The sequence below is a fragment of the Spirosoma sp. KUDC1026 genome (assembly GCF_013375035.1).
Taxonomy (GTDB): Bacteria; Bacteroidota; Bacteroidia; order Cytophagales; family Spirosomataceae; genus Spirosoma.
Genome location: NZ_CP056032.1, coordinates 2,258,273 through 2,273,568 on the forward strand (window position 1 = coordinate 2,258,273; position 15,296 = coordinate 2,273,568).

Consider the following 15,296-nt stretch of genomic DNA (forward strand, 5'->3'; position numbering starts at 1 on the left):
ATAAAGAATACTAACGCTAAAAGTAGTCTGTACTTTTTCATGGTAATCAAGCTAAACGCTACGTTGAAGCGAACTTAGTAGTGTGTGATTACGCCTATTCGTCTTATCAGCAACGCATGCCTGGCTAAATTAACCGATAGCTTGGTGTAAGATAGGTCAGCAGGATATTGATACGCCTTCGCTGACCTCTTTATTTAGCTACTAATAAGTTTCTAAATTTTGGGTAGATCACCACTTGGGTGACTCCTGGTATATCCTGTACCGAAACTAAAAGAATTGACTACTAATGCGTTAATGCTTAATTGTCGACATTTTTGATCGTCGGTCGCTGATCGTTTTTGCGTGTTTCGTACCGGACGCGAAAGCGGCTTAGGTCAGGAACATGCGCTCGTTTCCTACCGAGTTCGTACTGGTAAATGGTCTGTCCCAGCTGATAGAAAAACGGCTGTGCTACGCTGTCGTACTCATATTTGTTGTCGTTCAGGATTCCATCGCGATTAACGTAAATCGTGGCCGACAACATGAACTCAATCTTGTTTGTAAAGTCGACTACGTACGACGCGTCCGTCGCGAATCCGTACGCCCAGCCCACTTTGTTAAATATCCGGACACCGGGCGGGAGTTGATGGTGCAAACTGTCCCGGAAAAAGAACTTGACGTAGGTGTCGTAATACTGGGTACCGTCATACTTCGGGTAATTGGTTTCGCCGGGCAACTGCGATAAATACTGATACAGGAACGCGTAGTCATCTTTCATTAGCGAAAAACGCTGTGTAGCAGGAACCGACTCTGGAAACATAACCGACCGGAGAATCTGATGCAGCGATTCCAGGGGGAGCTTGTTTCGCCCGGTAAAGTCGAAGGGCTCGCTCACCAGACTGTCTTTACCTGTCAGATACCCCTTGCCCAGTTTGGCCGTTCGGCTGAAATCGAACGGATCATCGTTGTAAGTGGCTGGCTGGTTATAAAGCAGGTTTCCCTGTTTATCGAGGAAACGAACAGGATTCGTCCGGCGGTTTTCGTCGGGCGTGAGCCGAATGAACCGATGCGTTATTCGCGTATCCAGATAGCCTTTGGCGTGCAGGGAGCGGTTGATAGTTTGCTGACCCACAAACTCGTACATCCGGTTGTAGGCATCGTTGTCACTGACCAGAAATGCCTTTCTAATGAATTGCGCGATAGATGGGTAACCCGTTTCGGCGGTGTTGTCGCGCCAGGATTTCGTCTGGCTTTTGTCGCTGCTGTCGACCTGCATGGTCGTAAATTTATCCACGCCAGCTACTCCCAGCTTGTTCAGTTTCTCCAGGGAAAGCAGCGCCAGGGGCAACTTCACTGTTGAGGCTGGGTTGAAATACGCTGTACTATCGACGTTAACGTAGTAGTTGGTGAACGACGGTTTATTGGTTTTGTCCCGATTGATCTGGGTGTAAATAATCTGCAATCGATACGTATCGGGTTGCCGCAGCACCTGCTGGAACAATGGGTTGTCGTTTTTCTTTAGCAGTTCAGTCAGGAACGCATCCGTTCGCGCCTGCCCGAAACTGGGCGAAACGAGAAAATACGTCAGAAAAATACCCAGCAGAAGAACGTATCGGTAGCTCATAGAGACGTATTAAGCAGTAACTTGAGAACTAGCCAATTCGGTTATCATGGCTTCGTAGGCCTGCTGTACCACCGCTTCCGGCGTTTGTCCGGCGGGCTCGATACCGGGTAAAACGGTCCAGGACATAGGGGTAAAGGAGCACAACGGAAAAAGACCTTTCGGGTTGAACCGACCCGTTCCCCGAATAACAACCGGAACGATCAGTGCTTTGGGTGCCCGTTTGAGCAACACGCCCACACCACCCGGCGCGAACGTACGCATGTTCCCCGATGGCGAGCGGGTTCCTTCCGGAAAAATCACCACCGAGCGCGTTTCTTGCTGAATGAGCTTACCCAGTCGTGCAATTTCCATAATGGCCTGTTTGGGATCCGATCGGTTAATGAGAGCGGCTCCGCTTTTGCGTAGATTGTACGAAATACTGGGAATACCATGAGCCAGTTCGACTTTAGACACAAATACCGGCGAGTGTTTGCGCAGAAACCAGTAGATGGGCGAAATGTCGAACATACTCTGGTGGTTTGCCACGAAAATGATAGGCCGATCGGTGGGCAGGTCGGTGAGCTGGCGGTACCGAACGGTACTCCCCGTCAGGTACCAGCCCAGCATGATGCCCCCGTTCATGTAATCGACGACGTTCTTATGCGCCTGCTTACCGAACACGTTGAAGGCAATGACCTGAATAACGTGAAAAATGAGGAGTAAGAGACCGAAATAAAGGAGGTAGAGGCAACTGAGCAGGTAATCAATAACTTTTTTCATACAGGCACTGCTGTGCTAACGAATTGGAACTAGACGTAATGGTTTAGCCAAAAGTACTAAATCGCTTGTCATTCGCCGAGATATGGGCTAACAGAAAAAGGTGAAGCCCCGCAAAACTATCGTTTATTTTAGCCGTAACTTGCCAGTAAAATCAATTACCCCCTTTCTGGCGTTATTAAGTTTATGAGTATATCGGGCACACGGTTGGATGTAATGCGGTTCCTTGGCGAGAAGATCGACATCGCCCTGGATGATTACCTCAAACCCATCGAAAAAAACTGGCAACCCTCTGATTTTCTGCCGGATTCGACGCAGGAAAATTTCTTGAGCGAGGTGAAGCTGCTCCAGGAAAGCGCGCGCGAACTGCCCTACGACTATGTCGCCGTGCTTATTGGTGATACCATCACCGAAGAAGCCCTGCCCACCTACGAATCCTGGCTCATGGACATGGAAGGCGTTGAGCAGGGCGAGAACCACAGCTGGAGCCGCTGGATACGGGGCTGGACCGCCGAAGAGAATCGTCACGGCGATCTGCTGAATAAATTTCTGTACCTGTCGGGTCGGGTGAACATGCGGGCGATGGAAGTGTCGACGCAGTACCTCATTGCCGATGGCTTTGATATCGGCACGGGGAAAGACCCGTACCGGAACTTTGTGTATACCTCCTTTCAGGAGCTGGCCACCAACGTATCGCACCGCCGGACGGCAACGCTGGCCAAACAGGCAGGCTGCCCTCAGTTATCAAAAATCTGTGGTGTCATCGCTTCCGATGAAATGCGACACGCCAAAGCCTACAAAGCGTTCGTAAGCCAGATTTTTGAGGTCGATCCGTCCGAAATGATGCTGGCTTTTGAAGACATGATGCGCAAGAAAATTGTGATGCCTGCCCACTTTCTGCGCGAAACCGGCGTGAAGATCGGGCAGACATTCAGTCACTTCTCCGACGCGGCTCAACGACTGGGTGTCTACACTACGCATGACTACATTGACATTGCCGACGCGCTGCTGGTCGATTGGAACATTGCGGGTGTTTCGGATCTGAACGATGCCGGACAACGGGCACGCGATTACCTGATGGCGCTTCCTGCCCGGCTACGCCGGATTGCGGAGCGGACAAAAGTGCCCACCCTGGAGTACCCATTCAGCTGGATCGGTTAAGCGAGCATGAACCGTTTCGCCCTGGGCATTGGCTGGCGTGTTGTCGGGATCGTCTGCTGGACAGGCCTTCTGACCGCTATGTTCCTGCAACGGGCGAGCGGATTGTGGATCATGCTGCCGGCTGGTTTGCTGGCCTGGCAGGCCGCTAATCTGTACACTTACGTAACAGGTCTGAACCGAAAGCTGACGCAGTTTCTGGAATCGATCCGTTATTCCGATTTTACAATCAGTTTTCGAACGGATAGTAATCTGGGGCCAACGTTTCGGGAGCTTAATACGCAGTTCAACGAGGTCATGGCCGCTTTTCAGCGAGCCCGCGCTGAGAATGAAGCCAGTCTACACTACATCAATACGATTATCCAGCACGTCAACGTAGGCCTGCTCACGTTTGATGCATCGGAGCAGATTGAACTGGTCAATCAGGCCGCATTACGGCTGCTGGGCATCTACCGGCTTCGAACGCTGGGCGATCTGGAAGCGGCTCACCCCGAACTGGTCAGATTACTGCGTGATGCTGACACTATCGCTACAGAGCACAACCGGGCCGCTGCTACCAGTGGCTCGCTGTTGTATCAGGTCAACAAAGGCCGGATGGATGGCGAACTGTCGGTGCGTTGTACCGCCGTTCGGTTGCGTGGGCGACTGGTTACGGTCGTTTCGCTGCAGAACATCCGGACGGAGCTGCAACAGCGGGAACTGGATGCCTGGCAGAACCTGACCAAGGTGCTGCGCCACGAAATCATGAATTCCATCACGCCCATTGTGTCCCTGTCTGGAACCATGCGCGACATTGTAGAGACCGACCTGGTGCCGCTGGGAGAGACGGAGGCTAATGGTCAGGTGAATATTTCGGCTGCTACCTTTTCGGCGTCTATCAGTGACCTGCGCGATGCGCTGGCGACGATCGAACAGCGGGGCGCTGGTATCATGAAATTCGTTGACGCGTATCGGCATTTTACGACCATCCCGCAGCCCGTTCTTACCGATGTGGCCGTCGATCAGCTGCTCCGCCACGTAGCGCAGCTGATGCAGCCTGAAGCGCGAAAAAGTCAGGTAACCGTCCGCGTGTCCTCGCCCGAGCTAACCATCCGGGCCGATGCCGGACAGATTGAAATGGTGCTGTTGAATCTGCTGAAAAACGCCATCGAAAGCCTGACCCGCGTCAGTAGTCCTACGGTCCAGCTCACCGCCCTGTCCAGCAACAGTCAGATCGTGATTCAGGTTGCTGATAATGGGCCGGGTATCGAGCCGGAAGCGATGGAGCAAATTTTCATCCCGTTCTATACCACCAAAAAAACAGGATCGGGCATTGGGTTGAGTTTATCCCGTCAGATTATGCAGCGTCACGGAGGACAATTACTGGCTGAGTCGACGCCGGGATCAGGCAGCGTCTTTCAACTGATTTTTTAATGAAACAATAGGCGCGCCCGCACAATGGGCCTTACCTTTGGAAAAGGTTGACAGTAGAAACCGCACAGACGCGAAATTATTCTGATTAATGACAGGCTTGGATGATCGTTTATTAGCGAACGAGCGATTCGAATTACTGGCCAAAGCCACACGGGATGCCGTCTGGGACTGGAATCTGGAAACCGACACCGTCTGGTGGAACGAAGGGTTCTTTGACCTGTTTGGCTATGGACTGGAAGAACTGGAACCGGGGCCGGAGTCCTGGTACAATCGTATCCATCCTGATGATCAGGACGAAACCCTGCACAGCATCCACGAAACGATTGACGGCGGGGGAACCAACTGGAGTCATGAATACCGGTTTCGGCGGGCGGATGGTTCCTACGCGATGATTTTTGATCGGGGCTACATCATTCACCGGGAGGGAAAACCCGTCCGGATGGTCGGATCGATGCAGGACGTATCAACCTACCGGGAGTTGTTACGGCGGCAGCAGGAAAGCGAGGAGCGTTACCGAATGGCCATGGAGGCCACTAAACTAGGAACCTGGGACTATAATCCTGTTACCGAAGAGCTTCGCTGGGATGACCGCTGCCGGGCGCTGTTTGGGCTGTCGCCGGGAAGGCCGGTCAGTTGGAGTACGTTTGAAGAAGGGGTTCACCCCGACGACCGTTCGTTTACAACTGCCGCCGTGCAGCGAGCCGTTGATCCGGCAATCCGTAGCTACTATAATATTGAATACCGAACAATTGGTAAGGAAGACGACCTGATCCGCTGGGTACGGGCCACTGGGCAGGGGTACTTTTCGCCTGAAGGAATTGCCTATCGTTTTGTCGGTACCATTCAGGACATTACGGCCGACAAGGCAAAAGATAACGCACTGCGGGCCAGTCAGGAGCGCTTGCGGCTTGTTATCGAACAAGCACCGGTAGCTATGCTGGTGTTCCGGGGCGATGACCTGACGTTCGAAACCGTCAACTCAACCATGCTGGCGATGCTTGGGAAAACCGCCGACATCATTGGAAAGCCGCTGCTGGAAGGGCTTCCCGAAATGAAAGGCCAGGCTATTGTTGACACGATGTACCGGGTCTATCACACCGGCGAACCCTACTACGGTTGGGAAGTGCCGGTGACGCTGGTTCGGAACGGACAGACAGAAGACTGTTATTTCAACGTAGCTTACACGCCCATTCGGGAAAAGGATACCATAACCGGAATTATTGAGGTCGCCACCGAGGTAACACAGCAGGTAACGGCCCGGAAAGCTCTGGAGGAGAGCGAGCAACGCTTCCGGACACTAATCGCTGAAGCGCCTTTTGCCATTGGCGTGTACGTGACCGACGATATTGTTATTGACAATGCCAATCCGGTATTACTCAATATGTGGAGTAAAGATTCGTCGGTTATCGGTAAGCCTATGGAAGAAGCCATTCCAGAACTGAAAGGACAGCCGTTTGTGCAGCTCCTGAAAGATGTGTATCGAACTGGTGTAACGTATCAGACGACGGAACAGCACGCCGACCTGCTTGACGGCGATGAGCTGAAGCCGTTCTGGTTTAATTTTACATACAAGCCGCTGAAGGATGCCAATGGCCATGTGTATGCTATTCTGCATATGGCTGTTGATGTAACAGCGCAGGTCGTTGCCCGTCAACAGCTGAAGCAGGCGCAGGAAAGCCTGGCCACGGCTATTGACGTAGCAGGTCTGGGCACCTGGCAGCTCTATCTGCAGACGAACGAGAGTTTCTTCTCGGATCGGATCAGAGAATGGGCTGGTTTTGACATAGACGAGTCGATAACGCTGGCTGACGTACTGGCCTGCGTGCCGAATAATGAACGGGTTGTTGACGCGGTCGAGAAGGCTACACTACCGGGGGGGGATGGCCGTCTGGCTGTTGAGTATCATCTCATCAACCGGAAAACAGGGCAGGAACGGATCATCAGTTCGCAGGGGCAGACTTTCTTTACCGAAACCGGTACGGCACAGACGATTGTCGGCGCTTCGTACGACATTACGCTGCAGCGGGGGACGGAGCAGGAACTGAGCCGGCTGGTATCGCAGCGTACCCACGAACTGGAACTCGCCAATTACGATCTGCAGCGGTCCAATGCCAACCTGCAGCAGTTTGCCTATGTGGCCAGCCATGACCTGCAGGAACCCCTGCGCAAAGTTCAGTCCTTCAGCAGTTTGCTACAGGATCAGTACGCGCAGGAAATAGATGAGCGCGGACGGGATATACTCGGCCGGATTCAGCAGGCGGGCGAACGGATGTCGACGCTGATCCGTGATTTGCTCAATTACTCACGCATCTCAACCCGGCAGCAGACGTTTGAGCCCGTATCTCTCCAGACAATTCTGAACGACGTGATTGATACGCTCGACCTGCGGATTCAGCAGACGGGGGCCGCTGTCAATGCCAGTAAGCTACCAACGGTACGTGGCGACGAGTCGCAGCTGCGGCAACTGTTTCAGAATCTACTGTCGAACGCTATGAAGTTCAGTCTGCCCGACCGACCTCCGGTCATAAACATAACAACTACGGAGGTATCTGCCCAAAACGCACCCGCGCAGCTTGGACGGATGAGCCAGGTGCCGGCATTTATCCGGATCGATGTAGCCGACAACGGTATTGGTTTCGACCAGAAATATGCCGACCGGATTTTTCAGGTTTTCCAGCGGTTGCATACGCATAGCCAATACGCCGGAACCGGTGTTGGACTCGCCATCTGCCAGCGGGTAGCCGAAAACCACGGGGGCGCCATCACGGCCACCAGCCAGCCGGGGCAGGGCACTACGTTTAGTATTTATCTGCCCAAATAAGCAACGCTAGCTTTCGCGCACCCAGACGATAAAGTCGGTGATGGGGGCTTCCTGAACCATAGGGCGAATGAGCTGCACCACCTGCCCCCGATGGTAGGCTGCGTGGTGGCTCATGTGGGTGAGCATGTCCAGCAAGGTATTCTGATATTTACTCCCCTGCTGACTGACGTAGTCGATCGGCTTTAGCAGATCCGCTTCGGGCAGTGTGGTCAGGTAGCTCACAATCTTGTGATGGTGTCGTTCGGCCATCTCGCCCATCCAGCTTACGGGGGTGTCCTCCCAGATGGAAATAAACGTAGGCTCGCCAACGAACCGACCCAACCACACCTGCTGCGCCGACAGGATGTGCCCCATTACGGCCACAGCCCGACTAGGAGGGTTCTCCAGTTTTTCGAGGGCGTCGATAACCCGTTTGTTTGCCCAGAGTTCGTAATTCAGCAGGTGGATCAGATGGTTCTTCATGGCATACCATGACGGATGGATTGATACAGCGCTTCGACCACATTCGTCCTCGTATTCAACGTGCTAATCTTGTTATTGTTTCGCGTTGGATACACCCGGTTGGACAGAAAAATGTACGTCAGGTTATAGGCCGGATCGGGGTCAACCCAGACAAACGTCCCCGTAAATCCGGAGTGTCCGTAGCTGCTTTCGGTTCCCGAGCGGGGCGCGTTGCCGGAATATGGAGTCGAGGGTTTGTCGAAGCCGAGGCCCCGGCGGCTCTGCCCCGGAAACTGGTAGCGGGTAAATTCGGCAATCGTTTTCGACGTAATGTACTGCTGACCCGCATAGCTTCCTTTCTGCCGGTACATCTCGTATAGTTTCATCAGGTCGTTGGCCGTACCGAACAGACCGGCGTGGCCCGAAAGACCGTCGAGCATGGCGGCCCCTTCGTCGTGAACCCGTCCCCAGATCAGCGTTTTCCGGAACAGCGAATCATATTCCGTCGGTACGATGCGACTGAGTGGGTAGAACCGGCGGGGTTTGAATGTCAGCGTCGTCGCACCCAGCGATTTGTAGAACGTATCTTTCAGGAATTCCTCGAACGGCTGGCCGGTAAGCCGTTTCACGATCTGCGGGTACAGGATGAACGAGAGATCGGAGTAAACGTACTCTTTTTTACCGCTCACCGGCGAGTCGCGTATTTGCTCAAAAATGGTTCTTGGGTACCGTCTGAATTCGAACAGACTGTCGGTAACCTCAATCGAATACCGGGCAGAACGTTCTGCCTGGAATGTTCTGGGCTTCCAGGAGCCATCTTTTTCTTTGGTATCCATCCAGAACGGAATCCAGGCTTTAAGCCCGGCCTGGTGGGTCAGTACATCGCGCCAGCGCAGATTAGCTTTGTTCGATTTCTTGAAGTCAGGCAGGTAATCGCCCATAACGCCGTCGAGGTTGAATTTGCCTTCGTCTACCAGCTTCATCAGCGCCGGGGTCGACGTACTGACCTTCGTCACCGACGCCATGTCGAACAGATCGTCCAGTTTGGTCGGAACGGGTTCGATGCCCAGCGAGGCATCGTAGGTGTGTGTACCGTACGCTTTCCGGAAAATGACTTTGCCGTTACGCGCCATCTGCACGACGCAGCCCGGAAATGCTTTCTGCGTCAGCCCAACGTTGACGAGCGAGTCGACTTTCTGCGCCAGGTAACGACCATCGATACCCACTTCTTCGGGAATGGTGTATTTGAGCCGTCCACTAGGCTGAATGCTGATGCCATCGCCCAGCCGGAACCGCTGGTTGACCGTTACGGGCAGTTTACCCGACGCACCGATGGCTCCGAAAATAAGTTGAGCCGCCAGTTCTTCGGTGTAATTGGTGAGCTGGTAGGGCATTACAATCGCCCGGGCCTGTTCAATATTTCGTTCCGTATGGACCGTATCATTCGGGAATGTTAGTTTGTCGAGCGCATACACATTGCCAAATACCGTAACAACGGCTTTGCCGGTTGCCACCAGCTCGCTGACGAGCCCGGCGGTTTTTGCCTGTAAGCCATATTTAGATGCCGGACGAATGTTGTTCAGGTGAACGTCGACCAGCAGCAGATTATAATTCTTCAACGAGTCCCGCACCTGTGCAATCGTCGAATCCGCCGATTTCGACGTTAGGTTGAAATGGGTAACGTTGGTGTAGTTACCCGCCATTTTCTGGAATAGCGTTGGCTGATCAGCTTCAATAGCGATGGATGCAATCCGTAACGTATCCAGCCGCTGCAGGGGCAGAATGTTCTGCGCATTTTTCAGTACGGTCAGGCTGGCTTCGGTCATCCGGCGATTTAATAGCTCATCCTGCACGGGGTTGAGATCCTGTACCAGATTATCCAGCATGATAGGCTTGTAGTCGTTTAGCCCTACCCACGCTTTAGCACGTAGCACTTTCAGGCAGCGGGCGTCCAGCGACTCCTGCGTTACCCGCCCATCCACAACAGCCTGTTTAATCTGGGCGATGGCCAGCGGTACGTTCTCCGTGAATTCCAGGACGTCCATGCCTGCTTCGATTCCCAGTCGATCGGCCAGTCCGGAGGGATAAAACTTCGTAACGCCTTTCATATTCATGGCGTCTGAAAAGATCAGCCCCTGAAAACCCAGTTCATCCTTGAGTAGTTTGGTTACGATATTGGGCGACAGGGTAGAGGGCAGGTTCCGGGTGGTGTCGAGGGCGGGAATGCTTAGGTGGGCTACCATTACCCCGGCCGCTCCTGCGTTGATCAGTTGCCGGAACGGGTACAGCTCCAGCGAATCCAGATCAATCCGGCTCTTGTTGATCAGTGGCAGGTCGTAGTGGGAGTCGGTGCCTGTGTCGCCATGACCGGGAAAGTGCTTGATGCTGGTCAGCAGGCGGTTGTCCTGCATACCGCGCACGTAAGCCAGGGCTTTCCGGGCAACGGCATATTTGTTCTCGCCAAACGACCGAAAGTTAATGACCGGGTTGTTGGCGTTGTTGTTTATGTCAACAGATGGAGCAAAGTTAACGTGAACGCCCAGTCGCCGGGCTTGTTTCGCCAGATTGGCTCCCATCCGGTAGATCAGACTATCGCTCCCCGCCGACATAGCCCCCAGCGTCATCTGATAAGGATAACGGACCGTACTATCGAGCCGCATGGCCAAACCCCATTCGGCATCCATAGCAATCAGCAGCGGTACCGATGACAGCGCCTGTAGTCGGTTGGTCAGCTTAGCCTGCCGCATGGGGCCACCCTGGAACATCACCACCCCGCCTAGCTTGTTGGTCCGCACGAGCGACACCAGCGAATCTTCGTAAACCGGAGTGCGGTTCGAATAGCCAGCCACCATAATCAGCTGCCCAATACGTTCGTCGGGTGTCAGAGCCGCAAAGACAGAATCTGCCCAGCGATTCTGGCGATCATTGAGTTGGAGAAAGGCCGGTTTCTGGGCCGAAGTGGGTGTCTGCGCAAAAGAGGTTGCGGCCAGAAGAAAGCTGAACAACGCAAAAAACAGGGACCGGCGACTGGTCATCATACAAAAGCAAAAGTCTTGAACGGGTAAAAGTACGAAACAATTGGCGTATGGGCCGAATGGAACGGATAAGCAAGGGGTAGTACGCGCCTATTACGTACGTTTCAGATCATTTCGTGGATGGAAAACCGGTGGGAAACAGGGCATAAAAAATCGTGCTGTATCATACTTTCTGTAGTGAAGTATGATACAGCACGACCTGAAACTAGTACAGACTGGGACGTTTAGCGATTGTACCGGCTTGGGTGCTCTCTACCGACGCCGAAACCATAACCCAGGGTAACGGTGATGGTTGAGTTATAAATGTTTTGCGTACCGTTAGCGCCGGGTACTACATTGACCGGTGTGTAAGGCACCGTAATGTCAGCCAGACCGAATGTATACCGGGCATCGATCAGGAAGCGCTGCCGCGCGCCAAAGCCGGGGAAGTTAAGCTGCAAACCCGCCAGCAGACCCAGGTCCAGGTTTTTGAACGTACTCGAGTTGTCCGTGTTTGGCTGATCGACATTGTTTAGTTTCTGACGAACCCGCTGTGCACTCAGGGGAATCGCCAGCGATGGGCCGAAGAAGACGTTTGGGCGGAAATTGCCGCTACGCGTCAGGAAATACCGGAGCGCTACAGGAATCTCGAGGTAATTGATGCGTTGCGTAAACTCAGTAGTCGTAATACCGTTCGTTGTACTGGGGAACCGACCACCCCGCTGCGAGTACAATACATCAGCCGAGATACCAAAATGGTTCAGTGAACTATACATGACAAAAGCACCCGCTGCCAGACCCGGCGACAATTTGTAGCCTGTTACTTCACCACGCAATGTGGATAAATTCAAGCCGACGCGGGGACCAACGCTAAACCGTTGTTGAGCATAAGTTGTTGACAGACAAGCTGTAGTCAGCAAAAGGGCAACGTACGATGCCTTCTTTGAAATTGAGCGAAACATAGAGTGTACTGAAAGGTGTTTTGCCCGATTAACGACTGTCCTTTCTTAAATGTTTCGCCCGCTGGGGTAAGTTTTGAGCTTACGGGAATTTTTATGGTGGCTGAATCAACGCCTGAGGCTACTGTTCAGACGGTTAAAATACCTGCCAAACCAGCTTTGTCAGGGCTTTTTGGGCGGGGGAGTTGTTTCGATAATAAACCAGCTTGTACTATCGGTACTGGCCACTTTCTCAATACTAACCCGTTGAAAAGCAGTGGTTAATGTGCTCATTAACTGCGCTGTTGCGTGGGTGGTTTGGCTTGTCTTGGGCCGGGCGGGTCTGGGGCTGGCGAAGAAAATAAAGTAAACCGCCATCGCCAGCATGAAAATAATGACGGCCGTTGTGGTGGCAATCCAAAGCGGCCACAGCCGTTTTTTCGTTGCTGACTCGTGGATACGTTCGTGCAGGGCCGTTCGTAGATCGGCCAGTTGCTCGGCGGTAGGAGTGGCCGTTTGCTGCATGGCTTCCAGGCCAGCCAGCGCGTCGGCGTAGAACGGATTTTCGAGTAACAGCCGCTCCACGCGATGCCGCGCCTGTGTGCTTAACTGGCCTGACTGGTAGGCGCGCAGGTCATCGAAGGTGAGTTGATCGTTCATTATCAGTAGGATACAGACTTGCTTATCCTATTTGCTTAAACAAATTTTTAAATTTCGGCGGCCGTTCTGCAAACAGCTTTTAACTTTTTTCAGGTCGAAGCCTGTCAGCTCAGCCACGTCTGCGTAACTTTTATGTTCCAGATAAAACAGGGTCAGGCAAACGCGCTGCTCGTTGGGCAGCGTTTGCAGACAAGTTTCCAGCTGAGTCAGGTTTGCTTCCAGATCGAGCTGATCGGTTGCGTCTGTACCACTGTTCGTATGCAGCTGCTGCTCCAGATCGGGGGTATTGGTCAGGCTGGCGACGGCATACGTCTTCCTGCTGCGTAGCTGCATCAGGCAATAATTTCGGGCAACGCTGTGCAGCCACGCCTGAAAGTTCTGGACATCGTGTCGGCGCAGGTCAGTAATCAGCTGCTCAAACAACTGCATAACCGCATCCTTAGCTTCTTCCTCATCGCGCAGGTAATTAAAACAAACCGCGTAGACCAGTTCCATGTGCTGCTCATACAGTTCGCCCAAAAGAACCAGATCGCCCGTGGCCCGGTAAGCCGCGATGTATTCTGCCGCGCTCTTCGGCCGGGTGCCTGCTACTCTGGATGAACGGAACCGTTTTAAAAACATGAACTACGTACCTGCTTGTCGTGACTAAGATGCACAAACCCGCCGAATTCCATACAGCCGTTGCTTTATTCAACCGGTTTTCCTCTTATCATGGCATCAACCGAATGTAGTTGCCTGATAACCTTATGCCTAGGCCGGTCGTTAAGCAACTACATAAATCAATCAACGGTATGAAACGGATCTTATTCTTCGCCACCCTGCTGACCGCCGGTCTGTCAATCGGCGCACGTGCTCAGAGCAATCAATCACCGGTTATGCAGCAGTCGACGTCGACGGACAAAACAAAACCTACGAGCGAACCAAAACCAATGATGAACGTGGGTAAGAAGCAACGGGCCAGAATGGCGACGGGCCTGGATACTACGTTACCTAAAGATCGGAAGCAGCGCCGACTTCGTCCGGATTCGTTACGTCGCGGGGGCGCTACCAAACTTGATACGCTCCGGTAGGGAGAATACATGTCGGAGCCGGGCGCGCCTAGCAGCTCTCGGTGGAGCAGTCGGGACCCGCGGCAATCTCAGTCTCTAACGTAGCATGACCAATGTTCTGATGCTCCAGCTGGTGACGGACTGTGTGTTTAATCCTGGTTGTCTCCGATTCTGATAACCCAGGGTCAAGCACCAGGTGGGCGGTGAGCGCATTTTCGGTGGTACTCATCGCCCAGATATGAACGTGATGCACCTCGCGCACACCAGCCGTTGCCTGTAAATCAGCCAGTACATTGGGCATGTCCACGTTGGTAGGCACACCATCCAGCGAAAGCCGAAGGCTGTCGGTAAGTAGCCGCCAGGTCGAGCTCATGATAACAGCCGCTATAACCAGCCCAATAGCCGGGTCGAGCCAGGTCCAGCCGGTATAGCTGATGGCCAGTCCGGCCAGAACCACCCCCAACGAAACCAGCGCGTCGGCTGCCAGGTGCAGGTAAGCTCCCCGTATGTTCAGATCGTGGTCCTTGTCGCGGAAGAAAAGGAGTGCCGACCCCATATTGACCAGAATCCCCAGCCCGGCTATCCAGGCAATAGGCCCACCGGAAACAGGTTCGGGATGCCGAAAGCGCTGAATACTTTCCCACAAAATAGCCCCGATGGTAACCAGGAGAATAACCGCGTTTGTGAGTGAAGCCAACACCGTACTTTTTCGGTAGCCATACGTAAAGAGGGGCGTTTGACGGACGCGCGCCAGCCGGAAGGCCAACAGCGACAGCAACAGACTGGCCACATCGCTCAGGTTGTGCCCGGCATCGGCCGCCAGCGCCAGAGAGTTGTAATACATACTCATGCCGAACTCCACCACGACATAAGCCGTGTTCAGAACGGCACCGATGATGAGCGCTCGATTGATGGACGTAACGACATGATTATGCGAATGGGCATGATCGTGAGCATGCGCGTGTGAATGTGCGTGAGCCATGAATGGGGGCGCGGGTTAAGGTATCGGTAATTACGTACAAGTAACGGTTAAACTACCCGGCCGTTTTTACCTGAACACAAAAAAGGGGGTATCCATTCGGGGGCTCGTTCATAGGATACATAACGCAAAAAGCCCCCGCCGGATAGGACGAGGGCTTTTGCTGAAGATCGGATAGCTTACTTGGTACCGTACCGTTTGCGGAACTTGTCCACACGTCCAGCCGTATCGAGCAGTACGTTCTTACCCGTATAGAAAGGGTGCGACTGCGAGCTAACTTCAATTTTAACGAGTGGGTAGGTCTGGCCTTCGAACTCGATAGTGTCTTTGGTTTGAACCGTCGAACGCGTCAGGAATTTGTAGTCGCTCGACAGATCGTGGAATACCACATCGCGGTAATCCGGGTGAATGCCCTTTTTCATAATCTAGTGCTCAGTTTCGTCTCCTCGGTTTCCGTCCGAAAA

The 15,296-nt window shown here is 53.3% G+C and carries 13 protein-coding genes; 4 read left to right on the forward strand and 9 right to left on the reverse strand.

Annotation, left to right across the window (positions count from 1 at the left end; all coding sequences use genetic code 11):
* Positions 1-298: 298 nt before the first annotated feature.
* On the reverse strand, positions 299-1,603 hold the full coding sequence (locus tag HU175_RS09470) for a serine hydrolase (protein WP_176566362.1): 1,305 nt from the start codon (positions 1,601-1,603) through the stop codon (positions 299-301).
* A 9-nt stretch (positions 1,604-1,612) separates the two neighbouring features.
* The gene (locus HU175_RS09475) at positions 1,613-2,362 is read right to left on the reverse strand and encodes a lysophospholipid acyltransferase family protein (protein ID WP_176566363.1); all 750 of its coding nucleotides are present in this window, start codon (positions 2,360-2,362) and stop codon (positions 1,613-1,615) included.
* Positions 2,363-2,545: 183 nt separating this feature from the next.
* Between HU175_RS09475 and HU175_RS09480 the strand changes: the two genes are divergently transcribed.
* The 3 genes from HU175_RS09480 to HU175_RS09490 all read left to right on the forward strand — a co-directional run bounded on the left by HU175_RS09480 (position 2,546) and on the right by HU175_RS09490 (position 7,751).
* A complete protein-coding gene (locus HU175_RS09480) occupies positions 2,546-3,520 on the forward strand; it encodes an acyl-ACP desaturase (RefSeq protein WP_228724382.1) in 975 nt (324 codons plus the stop codon).
* Between the two features lie 6 nt (positions 3,521-3,526).
* The gene (locus HU175_RS09485; protein ID WP_176566364.1) at positions 3,527-4,930 is read left to right on the forward strand and encodes a sensor histidine kinase; all 1,404 of its coding nucleotides are present in this window, start codon (positions 3,527-3,529) and stop codon (positions 4,928-4,930) included.
* Positions 4,931-5,018: 88 nt separating this feature from the next.
* The gene (locus HU175_RS09490; protein WP_176566365.1) at positions 5,019-7,751 is read left to right on the forward strand and encodes a PAS domain-containing protein; all 2,733 of its coding nucleotides are present in this window, start codon (positions 5,019-5,021) and stop codon (positions 7,749-7,751) included.
* 6 nt (positions 7,752-7,757) lie between these two features.
* On the opposite strand, the gene HU175_RS09495 is transcribed toward HU175_RS09490, so the two are convergent.
* The 5 genes from HU175_RS09495 to HU175_RS09515 all read right to left on the reverse strand — a co-directional run bounded on the left by HU175_RS09495 (position 7,758) and on the right by HU175_RS09515 (position 13,425).
* Positions 7,758-8,213: a DinB family protein gene (locus HU175_RS09495; protein ID WP_176566366.1), complete on the reverse strand. Its 456-nt coding sequence runs from the start codon at positions 8,211-8,213 to the stop codon at positions 7,758-7,760.
* Positions 8,210-11,227: a glycoside hydrolase family 3 N-terminal domain-containing protein gene (locus HU175_RS09500; protein ID WP_176569174.1), complete on the reverse strand. Its 3,018-nt coding sequence runs from the start codon at positions 11,225-11,227 to the stop codon at positions 8,210-8,212. Before HU175_RS09500 ends, HU175_RS09495 begins: the two co-directional genes overlap by 4 nt.
* Positions 11,228-11,451: 224 nt before the next feature.
* Positions 11,452-12,168: a porin family protein gene (locus tag HU175_RS09505; RefSeq protein ID WP_176566367.1), complete on the reverse strand. Its 717-nt coding sequence runs from the start codon at positions 12,166-12,168 to the stop codon at positions 11,452-11,454.
* Positions 12,169-12,327: 159 nt separating this feature from the next.
* Positions 12,328-12,804, reverse strand: coding sequence for a hypothetical protein (locus HU175_RS09510; RefSeq protein ID WP_228724383.1), 477 nt, complete (start codon positions 12,802-12,804; stop codon positions 12,328-12,330).
* A 27-nt stretch (positions 12,805-12,831) separates the two neighbouring features.
* On the reverse strand, positions 12,832-13,425 hold the full coding sequence (locus tag HU175_RS09515) for an RNA polymerase sigma factor (RefSeq protein ID WP_176566368.1): 594 nt from the start codon (positions 13,423-13,425) through the stop codon (positions 12,832-12,834).
* A 170-nt stretch (positions 13,426-13,595) separates the two neighbouring features.
* On the opposite strand from HU175_RS09515, the gene HU175_RS09520 reads away from it, so the two are divergent.
* Positions 13,596-13,874 (forward strand): hypothetical protein, encoded by a 279-nt coding sequence (locus HU175_RS09520; protein WP_176566369.1) that lies wholly within the window; start codon positions 13,596-13,598, stop codon positions 13,872-13,874.
* 28 nt (positions 13,875-13,902) lie between these two features.
* Here the strand turns inward: HU175_RS09520 and HU175_RS09525 are convergent, their stop codons facing one another.
* Together HU175_RS09525 and HU175_RS09530 are read right to left on the reverse strand one after the other, a co-directional pair.
* Positions 13,903-14,835: a cation diffusion facilitator family transporter gene (locus HU175_RS09525; RefSeq protein WP_176566370.1), complete on the reverse strand. Its 933-nt coding sequence runs from the start codon at positions 14,833-14,835 to the stop codon at positions 13,903-13,905.
* Positions 14,836-15,011: 176 nt separating this feature from the next.
* Positions 15,012-15,254, reverse strand: coding sequence for a type B 50S ribosomal protein L31 (locus HU175_RS09530; RefSeq protein WP_176566371.1), 243 nt, complete (start codon positions 15,252-15,254; stop codon positions 15,012-15,014).
* Between the last annotated feature and the right edge of the window lie 42 nt (positions 15,255-15,296).

Excerpts from the sequence above, each read along its gene's own strand:
- HU175_RS09475 (WP_176566363.1), bottom strand. The coding sequence starts at position 2,362 with ATGAAAAAAGTTATTGATTACCTGCTCAGTTGCCTCTACCTCCTTTAT.
- HU175_RS09520 (WP_176566369.1), top strand. The coding sequence starts at position 13,596 with ATGAAACGGATCTTATTCTTCGCCACCCTGCTGACCGCCGGTCTGTCA.
- HU175_RS09505 (WP_176566367.1), bottom strand. The coding sequence starts at position 12,168 with ATGTTTCGCTCAATTTCAAAGAAGGCATCGTACGTTGCCCTTTTGCTG.
- HU175_RS09510 (WP_228724383.1), bottom strand. The coding sequence starts at position 12,804 with ATGAACGATCAACTCACCTTCGATGACCTGCGCGCCTACCAGTCAGGC.
- HU175_RS09490 (WP_176566365.1), top strand. The coding sequence starts at position 5,019 with ATGACAGGCTTGGATGATCGTTTATTAGCGAACGAGCGATTCGAATTA.
- HU175_RS09500 (WP_176569174.1), bottom strand. The coding sequence starts at position 11,227 with ATGACCAGTCGCCGGTCCCTGTTTTTTGCGTTGTTCAGCTTTCTTCTG.
- HU175_RS09485 (WP_176566364.1), top strand. The coding sequence starts at position 3,527 with ATGAACCGTTTCGCCCTGGGCATTGGCTGGCGTGTTGTCGGGATCGTC.
- HU175_RS09470 (WP_176566362.1), bottom strand. The coding sequence starts at position 1,603 with ATGAGCTACCGATACGTTCTTCTGCTGGGTATTTTTCTGACGTATTTT.
- HU175_RS09480 (WP_228724382.1), top strand. The coding sequence starts at position 2,546 with ATGAGTATATCGGGCACACGGTTGGATGTAATGCGGTTCCTTGGCGAG.
- HU175_RS09495 (WP_176566366.1), bottom strand. The coding sequence starts at position 8,213 with ATGAAGAACCATCTGATCCACCTGCTGAATTACGAACTCTGGGCAAAC.
- HU175_RS09515 (WP_176566368.1), bottom strand. The coding sequence starts at position 13,425 with ATGTTTTTAAAACGGTTCCGTTCATCCAGAGTAGCAGGCACCCGGCCG.
- HU175_RS09525 (WP_176566370.1), bottom strand. The coding sequence starts at position 14,835 with ATGGCTCACGCACATTCACACGCGCATGCTCACGATCATGCCCATTCG.
- HU175_RS09530 (WP_176566371.1), bottom strand. The coding sequence starts at position 15,254 with ATGAAAAAGGGCATTCACCCGGATTACCGCGATGTGGTATTCCACGAT.